Origin of the sequence: Halobacterium salinarum DSM 3754 (genome assembly GCF_008124605.1) — an archaeon.
In the GTDB taxonomy this organism is placed as follows: domain Archaea; phylum Halobacteriota; class Halobacteria; order Halobacteriales; family Halobacteriaceae; genus Halobacterium; species Halobacterium salinarum.
Window position 1 is genome coordinate 514,439 of record NZ_VRYN01000001.1, and the last position, 19,387, is coordinate 533,825.

Below are 19,387 nucleotides of genomic sequence, written 5' to 3' on the forward strand. Positions count from 1 at the left end.
ACCCGGAGGGTGGAGTGCATGCCGGCGGGTTCGACGCCGCGGCCCAAATGCCTGTCTCCGGGGGGGCGAGCGACCGCGTTCACCCCGGGTGCGGAGATTTAAAGGGGGTTGGGAGCAAACACCGATACGTCTCCCATCGAAACACACGCGGAGACGGATACACGACCATGAGCGACCTTTCAGACACGGCTCAGGAGGTCCACGACGACCTCTCGGAGCACGTCGACGCGACCGTCGACGACGTGGAAGCACGGCTGGAGAAACTGGTTTCTGAGTACAAAGTCCCGGTCGACGAGGCCCGCCGCAGCGTCGAGAACCACTACCTCGACGAGGCCGGCCTCGACCGCGACGACCTCGCCGGCGGTGGCGGCAACGACACCGTCGAAGTCGAGGACGTCGACGAGGCCGAGCAGTGGGTGGACATCACGGCGAAAGTCGTGGAACTGTGGGAGCCCCGCTCGGACTCCGTCGGGCAGGTCGGCCTGCTGGGCGACCCGACCGGCACGATCAAGTTCACGAAGTGGGCGAAGTCGGACCTCGAAACCCTCGACGAGGGCCAAGTCTATCGCCTCGGGAACGTCGTCACCGACGAGTACCAGGGCCGATACTCGGTGAAGCTGAACAAGACAACGTCCATCGAGGCGGTCGACGAGGAGTTCGAGGTCGGCGACAACGAGGACGAGGTCGCGGGCGCGCTCGTGGACGTACAGTCCGGCAGCGGGCTGATCAAGCGCTGCCCCGAGGAGGACTGCACGCGCGTCCTCCAGAACGGCCGTTGCAACGAGCACGGCGAAGGCGACGGGGAGTTCGACCTCCGCATCAAGGGGGTGCTCGACGACGGCACCGACGTCCACGAGGTCATCTTCGACGAGGAGGCCACGGAAGCCCTCACTGGCATCGGCCTGGAGGAGGCCAAGCAGATGGCCAAAGACGCCCTCGACACGACCGTCGTTGCCGACGAGATGCGCGCCACGATCCTCGGGAAGTACTATCGGGTGACGGGGCCGACGTTCGGTCGGTACGTGCTCGCCAACGACACCGAGTTGCTTACCACCCGGCCGGACACTGAATCCGTGCTGATCCGCGCGAGGTCGATCTGAAATGAGCGGCGCACCCACCCGCGAAGTCGCACGCCGCGTCTTCGCGGCCGAGTTCAACGACGCCACGTTCACGTTCAAGGAGTCCGACGACGAGCGCGCGCCGCTGTACGCGTTGCTCCCGACCGGCGAGCGCGCGAACCGCGTGTTCGTCACCGGGACGCTCACCGAGACCGAGGACATCGGCGAGGACGCGGAGTACTGGCGGGGCCGCGTCGTCGACCCGACGGGGACGTTTTTCGTCTACGCGGGCCAGTACCAGCCGGAAGCGGCGGCGGCACTGCGGGACGCCGAGACGCCGACGTACGTCGCCGTGGTCGGGAAGCCACGGACCTACGAGACCGACGACGGGTCCGTGAACGTCTCCCTGCGGCCGGAGTCGATCACGATGGTCGAGGAGAGCGTTCGTGACCGCTGGGTGGTCGAGGCCGCCGAGCGCACGCTCGACCGCATCGAGGCCTTCAACGAGGAGGGCAACGAGTACGCCGAGCGCGCCCGCGCCGAGTACGGCGCGGATACCTCGGCGTACCGGCAGGCGGTCGTCGACGCGCTGGCGGAGTTCGACGCGCCGGGGTGAGGGCGACAAACGCTTAAGCTGCTCCGGGCGCGACTGTCCGGTACATGGGGAACAAGAACAAGACCATCTCGTTCCGGGTGAACGAGGAGGCGTTTGACGCGCTCAGCGAGATCGCCGAGGAGCGCAACATCTCCCTGTCGGCGGTGTTCCGTGATTACGTTGACTCGCTTGTGACCCACGACGGGAAGGTCCGGGTCGTGCCCGAGGACAGCACGAGAACGCGAGACGGCGACGACGACGACTTCCCGCCGACCGTCGAGGTGTCGAAGAGCTTCGTGCGCGAACACGAGCGCCTCGAACTGGAAGCCGAACACCTCCGCGAGCAGCTGGACGAGCAGAAGGCGTACATCGACCACCTCCGGAGTCAGACCGACAGCGAAGACGAGATCGGTGACGTGGTCAAGTTGGAGGAACTGGATGACGACGACGAACCCTACCAGCTCGGATAGCGAGTCGTTCCCACGGCGGGGGTAGCCTTTTTGCGGCGGGTCGTGAACGACCAGCTGTGATGATCGAGTCATGCCAGGGGTCCGGTCGGGCCCGTGGACGCGTTCCGGCAGGCGCATAGCGGATTCTCGCAGCAGATGCGAGCGACGACGACCACCAGCGACCGCGACGCCGCGAACGGAGGTGGTCGGCGTGCGGCGTAGCGACCTGTTCCTGCCCGCGACCCGGGAGACGCCCGGTTCGGGGTCCAATGCGGCGAAGCTCCTGGTCCGCGCGGGCCTGATTCGGAACTTCGGCAGCGGGCTGTGGGCGGTGACACCCGCCGGCCAGCGGGTCCGGGAGAAGCTCACCGAGCGCGTGGTCGCGGCGATGGACGCCATCGGCGGGCAGCGCGTCCGACTGCCCGGGCTCCAGTACGCCGACCGCTGGCGCGAGAGCGGGCGCTGGGGTGGCTTCGAGGACGAGATGTTCACGCTGGAGAACCGCGACGGGCAGGCGATGTGTCTCGCACCCAGCCACGAGGAGGGCGTCGTCCACTTGCTCGACGGCCGGGTGCGCAGCCACGCCGACCTCCCGCTGCTCGTCTATCAGGTCGAGTCGAAGTTCCGCGACGACCACGCGAGGAACGGGCTCGTGCGCACGAAGGAGTTCACGATGCAAGACGCGTACAGCGTCGACGTCGACGAACCTGGGCTCCGAGAGACCTACCGCGAGGTCCGGGCGGCCTACGAGCGCGTCCTCGACGACGTCGGTCTGGAGTACGCTATCGTCGAGGCCGACGCGGGCGTGATGGGCGGCGCGGCCTCCGAGGAGTTCGTCGCGCCCGTCTCAGACGCCGGCGGCGACAGCGACCGGCTCGTCCACTGCACGGCCGACGGCTGTCGGTTCGGCGTCACCGACGAACACGACGGCTCCGACGCGCACGCGACCGGAGACGCCTGCCCCGAGTGCGGTGGCGACCTCGCGGCGAGCGACGGCATCGAGGTCGCCCACGTGTTCAAACTCGGTACCCGGTACTCCGAAGCGATGGGCTTCACCGTCGACACCGGCGACGGAAGCGAGCGCCGCGTCGAGATGGGGAGCTACGGGCTGGGCGTCGACCGCCTGCTCCAGACGCTCGCCCAGCAGCACGGCGACAGCGACAGTCTCGCGTGGCCCGTCACAGGCTGGGGGAGCGCCGCGCCCTACCGCGCCGCCGTGATTCCCGTTGGCGAGGACAGCGAGGTACTGAACGTCGCCGAGCGCATCCACAACGACTGCGGCCGCGACGACGTGTTGCTGTACGACGACCTGAGCGTCGGGGAGCGCTTCGCCGAGAGCGACCTGCTCGGTATCCCCGCCACGGTCGTGGTCGGGAACACGTATCGCGAGAACGGTGTCGTCGACGTGGAGACCGAAACGGGAACGGAGGAGCTGGCCGTCGAGGCGGTCGCCGAGTGCGTCGAGCGTTTCGCCGCCAGTGAGGGCGAGCATCGAGTCGGGAGCGGCGCTACCGACTGAGTTCGCGCTTCTTCCGGCTGGCGCGGTCGGCCTCCTCTGGGCGGCCGTCCACGTCGGCGAGCTCCTCGACGGCTTCCAGGGTGCGGATGGCGTCGTCAAGGAACGAGTAGAGGTCGCCGGGGTAGGCGTACACCATGTAGTCGTCGGTCATCACGTCCACCATCGACTCCGGGTCGAGGCCCTGCGCGCGGAGGTCCAGCAGGTACTCGACGAACTTCTCCTCGGGGTGGCCACAGTAGGGGTTCGAGTCGCAGTCGCAGTCCAGGAAGTCCTCGGCGAACTCCAGGACGGTGTCACGGGTGGCGTCGTTCAGCGCCGAGAGATCCCCCGTGAACAGGATGTCGAGGGTCGCGCCGCTGAACGCCGACTTGGGGAATCGGGTGTCGAGCTGGGAGGCGATCTGGCGGTGGTTCTTGACGTAGATTTTGTCCGTGATGGCCACAGTCACCCCGTGATACGGCGGGTTAGTGGAAAAGCGTATCGTCTGCCCGAGGTCGTAACGTATTTGTCTGCGAGCACGCTACGACAGGATGCAGTGTCCGGGGTAGGGTAGTGGACTATCCTTCAGCCTTGTGGAGGCTGAGACGCGGGTTCGATTCTCGCCCCTGGACCTTTTCGCGACGACCGAAGTGCGAAGCGGGAGGTCCGTCCCGGCGAGCGCTGCCGGTCACGGCACCCGAGCACAGCGAGGGTGACCGCTGGCGCTGGTTCAATGCTCCCGTCTGGCCCGTCGCCGAGACTCGAACCGCGAGCAACACGTAGGAATTAATAAGGGACGCGAGCAGAGAGCACGACGTATGCACCGACGAGCCCTCCTTGGCGGCGTCGCGGCTGCGGCGGCAGCGTCACTGACCGGCTGTATGGGAGCCCAGTCCGACGACCAGTACGAGGAGACGCGGGATGTCGAGTTCGACCTGCCCGCCGAGGACACGGCCGTGAGCGTCAGCGGCAAGCACGGCGACGTGGCGGTATCAACACACGACAGCGAGCAGGTGGCGGTAACGGCACGGCTGTCGGGCCCCAGCGAGGAGCGCGTCGACGGCGCCGAGGTCGCCGGGCAAACCGGCGCCGATGGGCTTTCGGTCGCGCTCGCGGGAACCACCGACGGCGTGAGCGCGGCGTTCGACGTGCAGGTGCCGGCCGGGACGGCGGTGGGCGAGCTTGAGACGAGCAACGGCGACATCGACGTCCAGGACGTCGCGGGCGTCGAGTCCGCGACCACGGACAACGGCGACGTGACAGTGCAGTCGGCCGGCCCGGTGTCGGCGGCGGAGACGACCAACGGTGCGGTCACCATCGACGAGCCAGCGCCGTTGTCCGGTGACGTGACCGCCGTGTCGGACAACGGGGACGTGAGCGTGTCACTGTCCCCGGACGCCGACGCCGAGGTGGTGGCACGGACCGACAACGGCGAAACCGGCATCGAGGACCTCGAGCTGTCGGACCTGCGTCGCGACGGCGACGGCGGCATGGTGCGTGGCGTGCTCGGCGAGGGGACGCACGAGGTGGTCGCGGAGTCGGACAACGGTGACGTCGAGTTCGACGCGCTCTAGGCGTCCCCGTCGTCGGTCCGGGTGACGCCGTCGAGGTCGGTGACGAAGTCGGCGCCGAAGGCGGTCGCGGGCGTCTGGTAGCCGGGCGGGGTGTCGCCGTCGAGGGTGCGCTCGGCGGCGGTGGTGGCGGCGTCGACGGTGAACGCGTAGGTCTCGGGCGTGACGAGCCGGGAGACCGCCGTCTCGCCGGTGGCGTCGGAGCTGACTTCACCCCAGATGTGTGCGCGGCCGGTTGCGCGTTCGTCCGCGTCGGGACCGTCGACGAACCGCGTGATGAGCGATCGGAGAGTGTCCTGGACGGGCGCGGCGTCGAAAAGCGGCGCGAGGTGCCCGGACGCGCGCAGCGCGCGGCGCGCAGCCGACGGCATGGGGATGTACACCTCGACGTTCGGGATGCCGGTCGACCGGAAGGCGGTGGCGACGTCGCCCCAGGGGAACGTGACCGCGGTCCGGGTGCCGGTGCCGAAGTCGATGCGGCGCTGGCGGTGGGCGGGCGGCACTGAGAGCAGGCGGCCGTCGCGGCGGACGGCACCACCGTCGCCGAGTTGGCCGACCGCGGTGGCGGCCGTGCCCGGCGAGATGCCGCCGTGTGGCTCGAAGCCGAGCGCGAGGTGGGTGGCGTCGGGGAGCCGCTGGGCGAGGTGGGCGGCGAGGCAGTCGGTCGGCACCACGTCGAAGCCGACGCCCGGGAGCAGCGTCGCGTCGGCGTCGCGTGCGTCGTCGTCGCGGCGCGCGAGCGTCTCGAAGACCGGGATCTCGCCGGTGATGTCGAGGTAGTCGACGCCGGCGTCCAGGCAGGCGTCGGCCAGCGGGGTGGCGGTCTCGGTGAACGGGCCCGCACAGTTCAGGACGACGTCGACGCCGTCGAGGTGGGCGGCGGCGGCCCCGACGGGGAACGCGCGCGTGTCGCAGCCCAGGCGGGTGCCGATGCGGTCGAGTTTCGTGGCGTTCCGGCCGGCCAGCACCGGGTCGTGGCCGCGCGCACAGAGTTCCGCGGCGACCAGTTCACCGGTGTAGCCGTACGCACCGTAGACGAGCAGGGCAGTCACGCACTCGTGTAGCACGCCCGGGGTCTTGGCTGTGGAGGTCGCGGCGAGGGTTAGCGGCGGCTGAACAGCCTGGCGTCGGCGTGGTCGGCGAGCGTGTCGTAGAGGTCGGCGTACACGTCTGCGCAGCTCGCTGCGGGGCTGCGGTGGCTGGCGGGGTCGGTGAGCGTCGCCCAGTCGCCGACCAGCGAGAGGTGGCGGCGGGCGCGTGTGAGCGCGACGTTCAGCCGGCGTGGTCCCGCCGCTGGGTGTTCGAGGAAGCCCGCGTCGTGGGCGTCGTTGCTGCGCGCGAACGAGACGACAACGGCGTCGCGTTCGCCACCCTGGAAGGAGTCGACGGTGTCGACGGTGAGCGCCGGGCGGTCGAGCCCCCGGTCGGCGAGCACGCCCCGGATCGCCGAGACGTGGTCGCTGTACGCGGCGATGACGCCCAGATCACCGGGCTCGACGCCGGCACGGCGGATCGTGTCGACGCGGTCGGCGACGACCGACGCTTCGGCGGCGTTCCGGACGCTCGCGCCGCGTTCGTCGCGGCGTTCCTGGCCGGCCACGTCGACGACGGCGACCGGGGGAAGGCCATCAACGGCGCGGTCGGCGGCCACCGCCGCGGTTTCGAGGCGGCCGCCGTAGAACGCCTCGTTGGGGAAGCCCGCGATGGCGTCGTGCATCCGGTACTGGCGCGCGAGCAGAACGGCAACGTCGTCGCCGTAGCGGTCGATCAGCGTCTCGAACAGCGACGGCCGCATCTCGCCCGCCCCGCCCTCCCGGACGCCGTACGGCGGGAGTTGGCGGTGGTCGCCGGCGAGCACCAGCGTGTCGGCGGCGTTCACGGCGATGGCGGTGGCGGCCCGGGAGGCCTGTGTGGCCTCGTCGACGACCGCGAGGTCGAAGGCGTTCTGGTCGAAGGTGGCGGCGCCGTTCGTCGTCGCGGCAACGACGTCCGCGGCGTCGACCCCGCGCTGGCGGTAGTGGTCGTCGACGACGCGGTTCCGGGAGTGGCGGCCGTGGCGTGCGATGTCCACCGTGGGGTCGTCGCCGAGCACGCCGTGCAGGGAGCCGTCGTCGGCGGCGTCGAGCGTGCTGTCGCCGACGAGGAGGGTGTCGACGGCCTGGTTGGAGTGGGCGGTCACGAGCACGCGCTCGCCGCGGGCGACCGACTCGGCGACGACCGCGGCCAGCGTCCGCGTTTTCCCGGTGCCCGGTGGGCCGTGGATGCAGGCCACGTCGTCGGCGGCGACCGCCCACGCGAGCGCGCGCTGCTGGTGGTCGTCGAGCGCGAGGTCGGCGCGCCGGTGGTTCGGCGGCCGCGAGAACGACAGGGGGCGCTGGCCGGTGAGCAGCCGGCGCTTCGCGGGCGTCTCCCAGACCGCGTCGATGGCGTCCAGGCGGCGGGTGTACGGCACGGGGTTGAGGAGGCCACGCAGCCAGAACGAGTCGGCGTCCGCGAGCGTCGCGGCGACGCCCTCGGGGTCGGTGACGCGCTCCCAGGTCGGCTGGAGGGTCACCAGCGGGCCGTCGACGCTCGCGACGCGCGCGGGGAGCGGGAGGGCGTCGTGGAACGCGTCCACGAGCACGCGGTTGTCCGGGTAGAGGTCAAAGGCGGCGACGAGGTCGATGTCCGCCGGCGCACCGTCGGCGGGCGCGTACTGGACGCGGACGTCCGCCGGCCGGTCGGAGTGGGCGGTCGTCGACACGAGCACGAACGGCCCGTCGACGGCGTGCTCGTCGACGAGTCGGCCGAGATCGGCGTCGGCGTGCGCGTCGCGGGTCTGGTCGCGTTCGGCGGCTCGTTCGCCCCGGACCGTGTCCCGAAGCGTGTCGAAGAACGCCCGGCGGTCGCGGCCGGCGATCGGGTCCGTTGGGGGAACGCCGTCGGGCACGGTGGCGGCTGCAAGCGGGCCGTCCGGGTCGGTGTCGCCGCCGGGGGCGCGCGCCGGGGGCCAGAACCGCACCCGGTGGGCGATGGCCGTGGCGACCACGTCGTCGAGGGGGACGCGGCTGTGCGCGCCGCTGATGCCGAAGCTCTCGTCGAAGTAGCCGACGGCGTCGCTGTCCGGGTCCCAGACGACGTACTCGTCGGTCGGCTCGGGTGTGTCCGGGGCGTGCAACGGCACAACCGTCCCGCGGCCGTCCTCGGCGGGCACGTCGACCACGTCGGCGGCCTGCGTCAGGCACGCGCGGAGGTCGTCGTGTTCGAGGCCGAGGTAGCGGCTGCGCGCGCGCAGGTCGCCGGTGGCGTACCGGTCGGCGCCGTGCAGCGACCACGCCTCGTAGAGGGGCGTGACATCGGGGGCGTCACCGTCGGGCATCGTGGACGAGCCGATAGCGCGAGCACGGCGAAGAACGTACCGGTCGACAGTCAGGGGCGGCTGGGGAGATCGAGGGACTCCCGGGAGACCGCCGCCCCGGTGGATTGGATGATGCCGAAGGCGTCCATGAGGTCGCTGCGGGTGATGAGCCCCACCATCTCGCCGTCGGCGTCGACGACGAGCAGGCGCCCGACGCTGTGTTCCTGGAGGGCGTCGAGGGCGTCGGTGGCGTCGGCGGAGCCGGGGATGGTGTAGACGTCGTCGCTCATCACGTCCGCGACGCGCATCGCGTCGCGCTCGACGGCGCGCACGGACCGGGCGTCGTCGAGAGTCACCATTCCGACGGCGGTGGCGTCCCGGAACACCGGGTAGCCGGTGTGGCGGTGTTCCAGCATGCTGTCCATGAGGTCGGCGACGGAGGCCGTGGCAGCGACCGTGTGCACGTCGCTTGCGGGCGTCATCACGTCGGCGACTGTCACACCCTCGAAGGCGGCGTTCATGGCCGTGCGCTGGGCTTCCCCGGCGGCACCGATGTAGATGAAAAACGCCACCCCGATGAGGATGACGTTGAACGAGAGCAGGCCGGCGATCCCCAGCACGAACGCGAACAGCTTCCCGACTTCGGCGGCGATCTTGGTGGCGCGGGCGAACGTCCGGGTGCGGGCCAGCAGCGCGCGCAACACGCGGCCGCCGTCCATCGGGAACCCCGGGAGCAGGTTGAACGCGGCGAGCGCGAGGTTCATCAGCGCGAGGTAGCCGAACACGAACCGCACAGTGTCGAGCGACGACGGGAGCACGACAAGCATTCCGTAGGCGACGGCCGCGAGCGCGACGCTGACGGCGGGACCGGCGAGCGCGATGCAGAGCTCCTGGTCCCACTCCTCGGGCTGGTCGGTGAGGCTGGCGACGCCGCCGAGCACCCACAGCGTGATGGCGTCGATGGTGAAGTCGTACCGCATCGCGACGACGGAGTGGCCGAGTTCGTGGAGCACGACGCCGACGAACAGCCCGACTGCGGCGGCGGCACCGAGCACCCACCGGACGGAGCCGGCGGTCAGCGCTGTGGCGTCCAGGCCGGCGGCGAACGGCGCGCCGTTCAGCGTCGAGACCCACACCTCCAGTTGGGTGCCGATCAGGTAGGCGAACACCGGGAGCACGAGCAGGAACGTGACGTCGAGCTTGATCGGGATGCCGAACACACGCCCGATGCGGAACCCTCGCATAGTGGAGCGTACCGGAGGATGCGTGTTAAGTCCACGGCCACCCGGGTTCCAGCCCGGCTACCAGGCGGCGTCGAGGATTTCAGTGGCGTCGGCGCGCGTGAGCGGGACGCCGTCCGGCGCGTTGTCCACGAACGGGTCGGCGACAGCAGCGGCGGCGACCGCCTGAAGCTCGCTGCGGGCCGGGCCGTCGGTGTCGCGGAGGCGGGCCGGCAGCCCGAGGGCGTCGCGCACCGCCGTGACGGCGTCGATGACGGCGGACGCGGGGTCGGGATCGTCGCCGACGTCCAGGGCGGCGGCGAGCCGGTCGCGGCGGCCGTCGGTGCTGTCGAAGAGGTGCGCGAGCACGTGGGGCGTGACGACGGCGTGGGCGACGCCCTGCTGGATGGGGCTGGCGCGGGACAGCGCGTGGCCGAAGGCGTGGGTCAGCGAGAGCGTGGTGGCGTCGGGCCGCGAGATGCCGTACTCCACCAGCAACAACCCCCGCAGGATGGGGGCCATCGTCTCCGGCGTGGGATCAGCGGTCCCGAGCGCTCGGAGGCCGGCGGCGAGCGTGCCGACGCCGTGGCTCGCAGTGGCGTCGGTGATCGGCGTGGCGGTGGCAGCGTAGAGCGTCTCGATGCCCTTGTTGAGGCCGTTCATCGCCGACCCCGCGAGCACGGATCTGGGTGTGGTTGCGGCGAGCACGGGATCGGCGACGACGCTGGCGGGCATCAGGCGGCGGTCGTCGGCGACGGCGCTGTGGGTGTCGTCCACGACCCCGGCGTCGGGGTGGGCGGCGATGCCCGCGCCCTGTGAGATGTCGGCACCGGCGAGCGTCGTGGGGACGACAACGATCGGTGGCAGCGCGCCGTCGGGGATCGGGACCGTCGCGGTGTCCCGGACGGTCCGGGCGACCGCCGCGCGCGACTGCGTGGTGCCCGTGAGGGCGGCGGCGACAGTGGCCACGTCGATGCTGCTCCCGCCGCCGACAGCGACGATCGCGTCGGTGTCCGTGGCGGCGACCCGCTCGGCGGCGTCGAACGCGGTCGTGAGGCGTTTCTCGCCGGTGGTCTCCGCGAACACGCCGGCCAGCCGGTCACCGAGCCCGTCACGCACGGGGTCCATGACGGCTGGGGTGGTGCCGACCGTGGAGCCGGTGACGACGAGCGCGGTGTCGGCGTCGTGGGCGTCGAGGCTGGCGTCGAGGTCGCGCACGCTGTCGGGACCGAACCGGAGCGCGGGCGACTCGTAGTCGAAGCGAAACGCCGCAGGGGACTGTGGCATGGACGCGGATAGCCCGGCCACGTCCCTATGTCTGTGCGCTCCGGCACCGCCGGCCGCGACTCCACGGGGATGGCCGAGCCAGTTATGTGGCGGGTGGGCGTGGTGGTGGCCATGGGACAACAGCCGACGCCGCTGGTTCGGCGCGCCAGCGAGATCGACTACGCGGACGTGAGCGCCGGCGACGGCACCAGGAAGGGCGTGCTGATCGACGGCGAGGACGGCGCGCCGCATTTCGCGATGCGCCGGTTCGAACTCGACCCGGGGGCACGCGTGCCCGAGCACACGAACGCGGTCGAACACGAGCAGTACGTCCTCGCCGGCGAGTACACCGTCGGCATCGAGGGCGACACCCACGAGGTCAGCGCCGGCGACAGCCTCCTGATTCCGGCCGGTGCCGTCCACTGGTACGAGAACGACGGCGACGAGCCGGGGGCGTTCATCTGCGTGGTGCCGAACGGCGACGACGACATCCAGTTGGTCGCGGACGAAGCGTAGCGGGCCTCAGGCCTCGAACTCGCCGTCGACGATGCTCGCCGTGACCGCCGCCGTGTAGTCCAGCAGCGGCTCCCAGTCGGTGGGCTCGCCGGCCGCGACCCGGCGGGCGTGGCTGTCCTCCCAGACGGCGGCGAGCCCGAGCGCGGCGTGTGCCCGGTAGAACCGGCCGTGGTCGAAGGCGAGCCCAGTCCGTGCCTCGTAGCGCTCGATCAACTCGCGACGGCTGGGGCTGCCCGGCCGGTTCGCGTACCGGTAGAAGCCGTGCTCGGCCGCTGCCGCCACTTCCGCAACGGCGTCCGGGTGGTCGTCACCGTAGCGCGCTCGGATGGCGTCGAGGCCCGGCGTTGGGTCGCCGTCGTCCCGCCAGTAGAACAGGAGATACCCGAGTTCCGTCCGGGGGTCGGCGAGCGCCGCGGTCTCCCAGTCGAGGACGCCCGTGATCTCGGGCGGCGTGCCGTCGGCGAAACAGACGTTCCCGGAGTTGAAGTCGCCGTGCGTGAGCCGGGTCTCGTGTTCGGGCGGCGCGTGCTCGCGGAGCCAGTCGACGACGCGCCGGAGTTCGGGCACGTCGCGGCCGCTGGCGTCGGTCGCCCGGTCGAGACGGTCAGCGAACTGCTCGACCTGTTCGAGGGGCTCGTAGCGCTCGCAGACGCCCTCGAAGGGCTCGGTGGGGACCGAGTGCACGTCGGCGAGAGTGTCGACGAGTGCCTCGCCGACGGCCCGCCGGCCGGCCGGCGTCTGGAAACGCTCGGGGAGCGACGAGCCGACCGACACCGGTTCGCCCTCGCGGTACGTCGTCACGGCGAACGGGTCGCCGAGAACCGACTCGTCCTCGCAGTACACGACTGGCGCTGGCGCGGGAACGTCCGTGTCCGTCAGCGCCGCCAGCACGCGGTACTCGCGGTCGAGGTCGATGAACAGGCCGCTGTCTCGCATGTCGCTGGCCTGCCGAACCACGTAGGCGTGCTCCGTGGACTCGGTAGAGACGGCGACCACCGTGTTCAGCGCGCCGTCCAGCACCTCGGTGTCGGTCACGCGCGCACCGAGTTCGTCGGCGAGGTACGCTTCGAGGTCGGCAAGCGGGAGGGCGTCGGCGGTCATCGTCGGGGAGTGGACGGCGACAACCAAACCGTTCCCGGTACCGTGAGACACTGCCAGCGCGCGCTGGCGGCGGCATCGGGAAGCCAAGCGAACGGCTGAAATACCGGCGTCCTGTATGTGTGGTCGTGTCTGAGCAGGTCCAGCGCGTGGACACGTTGTTCCTCCACGAGACGGGCGACGACTACCTCGCGGTGGCCAACCGCGACGGGGACCGGCTGTTCCGCGCGAAACTAGAGGTCGCGGAGAAGAGCGCCGGGCCCCGTCCGGCCCGGTTCCGGCGGAAGACCGACGGCGGCGAGGAGCCACGCAACCCCGAGGAGTTCGTGGAGATCGCGCGCCGCGCCGGCCGCATCCGCATCAGCCAGCAGACGACGGCCGCGGGCCGCGAGGAGGTCCAGGCCATGCTGGACGCCTACCAGCTCGCCGCGAAGGTGGTGCGGACGTGTCGGTACTGCGCGGGCCGCGGGCGGTACTCCCCGCTCACCGCGGAGACCGCCATCGAGACCGACGGCGAGTTCATCTGCCGGGACTGCGCGGTCGAGGAGCTGGAGCGCGAGCTCTCCTTTTCCGGGGCGGTGTCGGGGGCCGCACAGGACCGCCTCGAAGAGCTGCTGTTCGCCGAGCAGGACCTCGAAAAGGTCACCGGGCTGCTGGGTGGCGAGCTCGACCCCGACCTGACGAAATACGACGAAGTGTCGGCGACCACCGACGACGTCGACCCCGTGGCCGTCTCGGAGTTGGACCTGCATCCGGACGTCCAGGGGCTCTTCGAGGACCGCTTCGAGGAACTGCTGCCCGTCCAGAGTCTCGCCGTCGAGAACGGGCTCGTCGAGGGCGACGACCAGATGGTGGTGTCGGCGACGGCGACCGGGAAGACGCTGGTCGGCGAGATCGCGGGCCTCCACCGGCTGCAGTCCGGCAACGGCAAGCTGCTGTTTCTCGTCCCGCTGGTGGCGCTGGCCAACCAGAAACACGAGGACTTCCAGGACGAATACGGCCACCTCGCGAACGTCACCATCCGCGTGGGGTCCTCTCGGATCCGGGACGACGGCCACGCCTTCGACCCCGCCGCGGACATCATCGTCGGCACCTACGAGGGCATCGACCACGCGCTGCGGACGGGCCGCGACCTGGGCGACATCGGCACGGTCGTCATCGACGAGGTGCATACGCTCAAAGAGGACGACCGCGGCCACCGCCTCGACGGCCTCATCTCGCGACTGAAATACTACTGCGAGCAGCGCCGCGAAGAGCGCGCGGGCTACGACGGCGCCCAGTGGGTGTATCTCTCCGCGACCGTCGGCAACCCCGGCGAGCTGGCGGGGAAGCTGCGCGCGAACCTCGTGGAGTTCGAGGAGCGCCCCGTGCCCATCGAGCGCCACGTCACGTTCGCCGACGGCGCCGAGAAGCCCGACATCGAGAACACGCTCGTCCGCCGGGAGTTCGACCAGGAGTCCTCGATGGGGTACCGCGGGCAGACCATCATCTTCACCAACTCGCGGCGGCGCTGCAACGAGATCTCGCGCAAACTCGACTACCCCTCGCGGCCGTACCACGCCGGCCTCGACTACGGCGAACGCAAATCCGTCGAGCGACAGTTCGGCGACCAGGACCTCGCGGCCGTCGTGACGACGGCGGCGCTCGCGGCGGGCGTCGACTTCCCCGCCAACCAGGTCATCTTCGACACGCTGGCGATGGGCATCGAATGGCTCTCCGTCCAGGAGTTCGAGCAGATGCTCGGCCGCGCCGGCCGTCCCGACTACCACGACCGCGGGAAGGTGTACGTGCTCGTCGAACCCGACGCGTCGTATCACTCCTCGATGGAGGGCACCGAGGAGGAAATCGCGTTCACGCTCCTGAAAGGCGACATGGAGAACGTGGTCACGCATTACGACGAGGACGCCGCCGTCGAGGAGACGCTGGCGAACGTCACCGTCGGCGGCACGGCCGCCAAACGCCTCAACGACCGCATGGTCGGGGACATCCCCACGAAACACGCCCTGGGGAAGCTACTGGAGTACGAGTTCATCGACGGCCTGGAGCCGACGGACCGCGGGCGCGCGGTCACCACGCACTTCCTGGATCCGGACAGCGCGTTCCGCATCCTCGACGGCGTGCGCAAGGGCCACGCGCCCGGCCGCATCATCGCGACCCTGGAACTCCGCGAGGACGACCAGTAGGGGCGATCGAACGAAACGCTTACCACCACCACCACAGTAGGTGGTGATACGGGACTGTAGGGTAGCTTGGTATCCTTCGGGCCTTGGGTGCCCGTGACCCCGATTCAAATTCGGGCGGTCCCATACTGTTTAATCTATAGACGGCCTGTATTGCCGGTTCTCGGCCGCCATACGAATCCAAGTAGCGCCGGCTCTCGATAGTCGGATAACTGGAATCGCAGAGCGCCGTTACGGGATTCTCCGGGCCGCTGACAGTTGGACGGCGACATTGAGGATTCAGACAACCACGACGTACTGTAATCGTTTTCTGAGAAGAGGCAGAGCTTGTTCGTCTGAGTTTTGATCCATACTCTCGCCAGCAGGTGTCTACCGGAATGAGGAGAGTCGCAATTCTTATCTCCGAACCAACGTGAACCGGATTCATCGAATGCGTCGTCTGCGGTGCTGCGCTGTCTGCCGCGTCGAATCAACAGCGGCTACCGGCGGTGGTCGACCGCTTCATCGAGGAACACGACATGGAGGTCTCTGAGGAGTAGTAGTCTATTGCTAAGGGCGCATCACTTCCTGATTCAGAAATCGGTTAGATGCCCGTTGAGGCACGTGACCTCAGTTCGAGACGTGAGGCATCACGATGTCGTGCAGGAACTGCACGAACTCTGTCGTGTCTACGTTGGAGTCGTAGATGTCGACGTACCCGCTTTCCGTGATGAGGAAGTCGAGTGACCGGCCGTTGTACGAGAAGTTCTCGATTCCGAGCCGATTGATTTTCGCGGAGTCGATGTTCTCCCGAGCGTGTTCGTCCTTGTTCAGATGCCCGATGCTGACTTCCTTGTCAGCAGCTGCGTCCCTGTCGTAGAACCCGCCGAGCGAGTACTTCACCTCCGGGTAATCGTTGACGAATCCTCGCAGGTCGAGACGAGTGTCGACGACCTCGCCGCCGGTCGCGTCTTCGACCAGAGAGTGTGCGAAGTCGCACTCGGTGTTCTGGGTGACGATGAACTCGTCCTGGACATGGAGGACGTCCGTCACCTCGGCTCGAACTCGTGTCCCGTCAGTGCCGACATCGATTCTCCCATCGCGGTGAATCTCTGTCGACTTCGCGTCCTCGACGTGTTCCTTGGCAGCTCGACCTCGATTCCATCGGATTGACTCTCCGTCCGTGTACGCGTCGAAGGTGAGCACCGTCGGGTTGCGGACTTCAAGTGACGACAGAAGTTTCTCTCCATCCTCGTAGTGAGGCTTCGGGAAGCCACTGTCGTCGATTTCGCCGCTGGCGTCGGCGAAGTGGGCGATTGCGCCCCTATTCATCGGCTGATACCTCCGTTCTGGGTAGTAGTGCGTTCGATCATCGTTGTTACTGATGGCTGCGACTTCCACCCAGAGGCAAAGATTTACCAGCCAGGCATCCGGTTGTCCGGATGCAGACGCGAGACCTCTGAGAGGTCAGCCGGTGCCTGCTATGGACAGTCACCGGGTCGCTAACCTTCTGCGCTCGCCGGTCATGGCGAACGTGATACCTTTTACTACTGCCCCGGGCATGAACCCTCCCAAAGCGTGGTGAAAGTGAAACAGAGTGATGGCCAAAACCGCTGGAAGGCAGAACAATTCCAGTTCCACCCTCCAGACGAACGCAGGGGGTTCGAAAAGGAGCTATTCACCGAGGAATGCAACCTGTTCCGCTGAACAAATCCGACTATAGAAGCCGCTGCAACCGTGGTTTCGGCTGGTCCCGTGCGTCAATCTCTCCGTCGAGATACTGCTGCCCCCACGTCGTCACGTCGAACCAACCCTTTCCAGTCATCCCGGCCAAACCGGCGTCGGCAAGCTGGAGACAGCGCTCCCGAATCTGCCCGCTCGATATCCCTACCTCCTCGAATCGAGGATGCTCGGCCATCAGCATCGGGTTCGATTCGCCGGCTTCGTGCAGGTGTTCGAGTAGCCGTTCGTCCAGCGCTCGCAGCCACGCGGCGTGCTTCCTGACCATCGGTAGACGACTGGTGGCGACTTTTCTCGCGTCCGGTGCTACGCGCCGTTCGTACTGCGCTCTGCCTGCTCGTCGGAGGGGTCTTCTCCCTCGTCACGGACGGACTGCCCGGAACTCGCGTCGTACTCGCCCTCAAGGTGGGCGCGACCGTCGTCTGTGACGACGTAGACGCCGGCGAGTTCGGTGGCGGTGACCTGCGTGGTGAACTCGTCGTCCTCCGGCACGGCGTCGTCGGCGACGACAGTGATGGCTTCGATGGGGTCCCGGCGGAGGAACGCGAGCAGCCGCTGGATACGGGTCGGGGTGCCGCCCTTCCGGCAGACGAGGATGTAGCGGTCGGCGGCCAGTGATTCGAGCGCCGGCTCCAGGTCGGCGTCGGCGTGTTCCTCCGGCGGCAGGGCGTGAATGACACTCGCGGTCAGTGTCTCGGGCACACCGTCGTGTGTGGGTGCCGGGGGGTTGAGTGTTGCGCGTCGGGGACGTGGCAAGATAGCACACGGCCAACAAGGCCATATACATACGTGGGCCGAAGGTAGGGTGCATATGGCCCGGGCGCCGTCCGACGAGCGCGCAACATCCCCAGCCACTGGTGTGGCGGTGATGTTCGTGCTTGCGGTGCTGATCGCCGCCGCGGTCGGCGTCGGTGCGTTCACGAACAACGAGGAGGTGACCGCAACGGTGCAGGTCGCGGCGACGGACGGCGGGGCGACCGTGCTGTGGACCGATCAGGGCACGGCCAACTACATCGAGGTGACGACGGGCAACGCCCTGGGGAACACGACCATCACCGAGGTCGGCGGGACGGCGGAACTCCCGAAGGACGTGGGGCGAACGGGGGAGACAACGCTCGTCGTGCGCGCGGTGAACAACGAGAGCGACCGCGTCATCGAAGAGCAGGACGTCGAGTTGCGCTAGGGGTCGGTGAGCGCGATGGGCGCGGGATCGGTCGTGATTTCGAGGCGCACGCCGTCCTCGTAGTCGGGATCGACGCTGACCGTCCAGCCGTGGACGCGGGCCAGCGTCTGGACGTTCGGCAGATGCATCCCGGCTTCGGTCGTGGGCACGGCGTCGCCGTAGTCGAAGAACCGCGTGGTGTCAGTGACCGACGGCGTGGCGCCGTTGTCCGCGATGGAGAAGCCGTTGTCGTGGATGGCGACGGTGACGGCGGTGGCGTTGTTGTCGGTGGTGAACGCGAACGCGGATTCGAAGAGGTCTTCGAGGCGCACGCGGTCGGCGGAGACCGTCGTGTCCCCGGTGACGGTGAGCTCGCAGTCGCCGGTGTCGGTGGTCTGCCAGCCGGCGCGGGCGGCCGCCGCCACGTCGACGGTGGTGGTGTCCCGGAGGGTCCGGCCGTGGCGGGCGAGCGTGGACAGGTCGTTGACGCGGTCGGCCATGCGGTCGACGGCGTCGGAGACGCGGGCCAGTGATTGCTGGGCGTCGGTGACGTTCTCGGATTCCAGCGCGCTGGCGGCCTGCGCGGTGTAGCCGGACGCGACCTGGATGGCGTTGCGGAGCTCGTGGTTGACGCCGGCGGCGAACCCTTCGAGTTGGGCGTTGTGGCGTTCGACCTCGCGGCGGTGGCGTTCGGTTTCGGTGATCTCCGTGAAGACGATGACGCGGCCGAGGTTGCTGGCACCCAGCGAGAACGTGGATTCGGCGACGAGGTAGTATTCGGTGTCGTCGCTGTGGCGCAACGCGAGCACGTCGTCGTCGCCGTCGACGTGCTCGGCGATCGCTGGCGCGGCGGTGGACAGCGGGACGCCGGTGGCGTCCCGGAGAGTGGGGAAGCGCGACCGGGCGGTGTCGTTGACCGCGCGCACGCGGTCGTCCTCGTCGAGCAACGCGACCGGCTCGGCGATGTCACCGGTGAGTTGCACCGCCAGGAACCGGTCTTCGTGGATGAACAGGACGCCGACGGCGAACACGGCGACGCCGAGCGGCGAGTGGATCAGGTCGACGAGCGTCGAGCTGGCGAAGCTATAGACGTCTAAGATCGCCGGCAGCGCCATCACGGCGACGAGTCCCGCCAGCGGCCGGGTGCCGTAGTCGGCTTCGCGGAACAGCTCGAACAGCATGAACATGCCGATGGCGGCCAGCGCGTACGACAGGCCCGTGACCGCCCAATGGAAGATGCCGTGCTCGACGACGACGGCGGGGAAGCTGGCGGGCTGGTAGGTGGCGCGGTAGTAGAGGTGATGGAAGGGGTTGGTGAGTTTCACCGCGACGACCGAGAGGTACGCGAGGATGCTGCCGCGGACGACCCAGGTGTCCCGGTGGAGGACACGGCCGGTGTACGCCGAGCAGAAGTAGAGCCACGCCCACACGGTCGAGAACCCCAGGATGAGGCCCGCGAGGTACGCGACGTTGGCGATCAGCTGTGATGGTGCCAGCAGCGTCACGACGTGCGTGACCGACCAGCCGCTGGCGGTTGCCAGCAGCGCGATCAGTCCGTGGCGTGTCTCGCGGTCTTCGATGCGGGTTGCCTGCAGGATGCTGGCGGCTGTCAGGACGGCCCCCAGAACGAACAGTCCCGCGTACAGCGAGTCAATCAGCGTGAGCCCGAGAACAGTCTCGGGCACTACGCACCCTCCCTCATGCAGACTCAATACAGT

18 protein-coding genes and 2 tRNA genes are annotated in these 19,387 nt (G+C 69.0%); 10 read left to right on the forward strand and 10 right to left on the reverse strand.

The window, feature by feature from the left end:
* The first annotated feature begins 167 nt into the window (after positions 1-167).
* From APQ99_RS02790 to APQ99_RS02805, 4 genes are all read left to right on the forward strand, one after another.
* Positions 168-1,100 carry a replication protein A gene (locus tag APQ99_RS02790; protein ID WP_012289447.1) on the forward strand — a complete coding sequence of 311 codons (933 nt, stop codon included), beginning with the start codon at positions 168-170 and terminating at the stop codon, positions 1,098-1,100.
* Position 1,101: 1 nt separating this feature from the next.
* Positions 1,102-1,674, forward strand: a complete 573-nt coding sequence (locus tag APQ99_RS02795; protein WP_136361548.1) for an RPA family protein — start codon at positions 1,102-1,104, stop codon at positions 1,672-1,674.
* A 44-nt stretch (positions 1,675-1,718) separates the two neighbouring features.
* Positions 1,719-2,123 carry a ribbon-helix-helix protein, CopG family gene (locus APQ99_RS02800; protein ID WP_136361549.1) on the forward strand — a complete coding sequence of 135 codons (405 nt, stop codon included), beginning with the start codon at positions 1,719-1,721 and terminating at the stop codon, positions 2,121-2,123.
* 190 nt (positions 2,124-2,313) lie between these two features.
* Positions 2,314-3,621 (forward strand): aminoacyl--tRNA ligase-related protein, encoded by a 1,308-nt coding sequence (locus tag APQ99_RS02805; protein WP_209000309.1) that lies wholly within the window; start codon positions 2,314-2,316, stop codon positions 3,619-3,621.
* Here APQ99_RS02805 and APQ99_RS02810 read toward each other — a convergent pair.
* Positions 3,611-4,063, reverse strand: coding sequence for a DUF5814 domain-containing protein (locus APQ99_RS02810; protein ID WP_136361551.1), 453 nt, complete (start codon positions 4,061-4,063; stop codon positions 3,611-3,613). The genes APQ99_RS02805 and APQ99_RS02810 overlap by 11 nt on opposite strands.
* A gap of 96 nt (positions 4,064-4,159) precedes the next feature.
* Here APQ99_RS02810 and APQ99_RS02815 point away from each other — a divergent pair.
* Together APQ99_RS02815 and APQ99_RS02820 are read left to right on the forward strand one after the other, a co-directional pair.
* Positions 4,160-4,232, forward strand: a tRNA-His gene (locus tag APQ99_RS02815).
* A gap of 186 nt (positions 4,233-4,418) precedes the next feature.
* Positions 4,419-5,174: a DUF4097 family beta strand repeat-containing protein gene (locus APQ99_RS02820; protein WP_136361552.1), complete on the forward strand. Its 756-nt coding sequence runs from the start codon at positions 4,419-4,421 to the stop codon at positions 5,172-5,174.
* Here APQ99_RS02820 and APQ99_RS02825 read toward each other — a convergent pair.
* Genes APQ99_RS02825 through APQ99_RS02840 form a run of 4 tightly spaced genes read right to left on the reverse strand, consistent with a single transcriptional unit; the run spans position 5,171 to position 11,015 of the window.
* Positions 5,171-6,223: a saccharopine dehydrogenase family protein gene (locus APQ99_RS02825; protein WP_345944589.1), complete on the reverse strand. Its 1,053-nt coding sequence runs from the start codon at positions 6,221-6,223 to the stop codon at positions 5,171-5,173. The two genes, APQ99_RS02820 and APQ99_RS02825, sit on opposite strands and share 4 nt — an antisense overlap.
* A gap of 50 nt (positions 6,224-6,273) precedes the next feature.
* Positions 6,274-8,529 carry an AAA domain-containing protein gene (locus tag APQ99_RS02830; RefSeq protein WP_136361554.1) on the reverse strand — a complete coding sequence of 752 codons (2,256 nt, stop codon included), beginning with the start codon at positions 8,527-8,529 and terminating at the stop codon, positions 6,274-6,276.
* A 50-nt stretch (positions 8,530-8,579) separates the two neighbouring features.
* Positions 8,580-9,752 (reverse strand): CBS domain-containing protein, encoded by a 1,173-nt coding sequence (locus APQ99_RS02835; protein ID WP_136361555.1) that lies wholly within the window; start codon positions 9,750-9,752, stop codon positions 8,580-8,582.
* Positions 9,753-9,809: 57 nt separating this feature from the next.
* Positions 9,810-11,015, reverse strand: a complete 1,206-nt coding sequence (locus tag APQ99_RS02840; RefSeq protein WP_136361556.1) for an iron-containing alcohol dehydrogenase family protein — start codon at positions 11,013-11,015, stop codon at positions 9,810-9,812.
* A gap of 111 nt (positions 11,016-11,126) precedes the next feature.
* Here APQ99_RS02840 and APQ99_RS02845 point away from each other — a divergent pair, with 111 nt between their 5' ends.
* Positions 11,127-11,510 (forward strand): cupin domain-containing protein, encoded by a 384-nt coding sequence (locus tag APQ99_RS02845; protein ID WP_012289449.1) that lies wholly within the window; start codon positions 11,127-11,129, stop codon positions 11,508-11,510.
* 6 nt (positions 11,511-11,516) lie between these two features.
* On the opposite strand, the gene APQ99_RS02850 is transcribed toward APQ99_RS02845, so the two are convergent.
* The gene (locus APQ99_RS02850; protein ID WP_136361557.1) at positions 11,517-12,611 is read right to left on the reverse strand and encodes a phosphotransferase family protein; all 1,095 of its coding nucleotides are present in this window, start codon (positions 12,609-12,611) and stop codon (positions 11,517-11,519) included.
* A 125-nt stretch (positions 12,612-12,736) separates the two neighbouring features.
* Here APQ99_RS02850 and APQ99_RS02855 point away from each other — a divergent pair, with 125 nt between their 5' ends.
* Complete coding sequence (locus APQ99_RS02855) at positions 12,737-14,791, forward strand: DEAD/DEAH box helicase (protein WP_136361558.1); 2,055 nt, start codon at positions 12,737-12,739, stop codon at positions 14,789-14,791.
* A 50-nt stretch (positions 14,792-14,841) separates the two neighbouring features.
* A tRNA-Pro gene (locus APQ99_RS02860) sits at positions 14,842-14,914 on the forward strand.
* Between the two features lie 483 nt (positions 14,915-15,397).
* Here the strand turns inward: APQ99_RS02860 and APQ99_RS02865 are convergent.
* The 3 genes from APQ99_RS02865 to APQ99_RS02875 form a co-directional block, all read right to left on the reverse strand.
* Positions 15,398-16,168 carry a hypothetical protein gene (locus tag APQ99_RS02865; RefSeq protein WP_136361559.1) on the reverse strand — a complete coding sequence of 257 codons (771 nt, stop codon included), beginning with the start codon at positions 16,166-16,168 and terminating at the stop codon, positions 15,398-15,400.
* Between the two features lie 316 nt (positions 16,169-16,484).
* Entirely contained in the window at positions 16,485-16,775 is a 291-nt protein-coding gene (locus APQ99_RS02870; RefSeq protein WP_136361560.1) for a hypothetical protein, read from the reverse strand.
* Positions 16,776-16,813: 38 nt separating this feature from the next.
* On the reverse strand, positions 16,814-17,209 hold the full coding sequence (locus APQ99_RS02875; RefSeq protein WP_244288996.1) for a DUF7526 family protein: 396 nt from the start codon (positions 17,207-17,209) through the stop codon (positions 16,814-16,816).
* Positions 17,210-17,318: 109 nt separating this feature from the next.
* On the opposite strand from APQ99_RS02875, the gene APQ99_RS02880 reads away from it, so the two are divergent.
* Entirely contained in the window at positions 17,319-17,690 is a 372-nt protein-coding gene (locus tag APQ99_RS02880) for a hypothetical protein (protein WP_229373367.1), read from the forward strand.
* On the opposite strand, the gene APQ99_RS02885 is transcribed toward APQ99_RS02880, so the two are convergent.
* Positions 17,687-19,354, reverse strand: coding sequence for a histidine kinase N-terminal 7TM domain-containing protein (locus APQ99_RS02885; protein ID WP_136361562.1), 1,668 nt, complete (start codon positions 19,352-19,354; stop codon positions 17,687-17,689). The genes APQ99_RS02880 and APQ99_RS02885 overlap by 4 nt on opposite strands.
* Positions 19,355-19,387: the final 33 nt, after the last annotated feature.

Coding starts and splice junctions, on each gene's coding strand:
- APQ99_RS02830 (WP_136361554.1), bottom strand. CDS start 8,529: ATGCCCGACGGTGACGCCCCCGATGTCACGCCCCTCTACGAGGCGTGG.
- APQ99_RS02800 (WP_136361549.1), top strand. CDS start 1,719: ATGGGGAACAAGAACAAGACCATCTCGTTCCGGGTGAACGAGGAGGCG.
- APQ99_RS02840 (WP_136361556.1), bottom strand. CDS start 11,015: ATGCCACAGTCCCCTGCGGCGTTTCGCTTCGACTACGAGTCGCCCGCG.
- APQ99_RS02845 (WP_012289449.1), top strand. CDS start 11,127: ATGGGACAACAGCCGACGCCGCTGGTTCGGCGCGCCAGCGAGATCGAC.
- APQ99_RS02820 (WP_136361552.1), top strand. CDS start 4,419: ATGCACCGACGAGCCCTCCTTGGCGGCGTCGCGGCTGCGGCGGCAGCG.
- APQ99_RS02880 (WP_229373367.1), top strand. CDS start 17,319: ATGGCCCGGGCGCCGTCCGACGAGCGCGCAACATCCCCAGCCACTGGT.
- APQ99_RS02795 (WP_136361548.1), top strand. CDS start 1,102: ATGAGCGGCGCACCCACCCGCGAAGTCGCACGCCGCGTCTTCGCGGCC.
- APQ99_RS02790 (WP_012289447.1), top strand. CDS start 168: ATGAGCGACCTTTCAGACACGGCTCAGGAGGTCCACGACGACCTCTCG.
- APQ99_RS02835 (WP_136361555.1), bottom strand. CDS start 9,752: ATGCGAGGGTTCCGCATCGGGCGTGTGTTCGGCATCCCGATCAAGCTC.
- APQ99_RS02870 (WP_136361560.1), bottom strand. CDS start 16,775: ATGGTCAGGAAGCACGCCGCGTGGCTGCGAGCGCTGGACGAACGGCTA.
- APQ99_RS02850 (WP_136361557.1), bottom strand. CDS start 12,611: ATGACCGCCGACGCCCTCCCGCTTGCCGACCTCGAAGCGTACCTCGCC.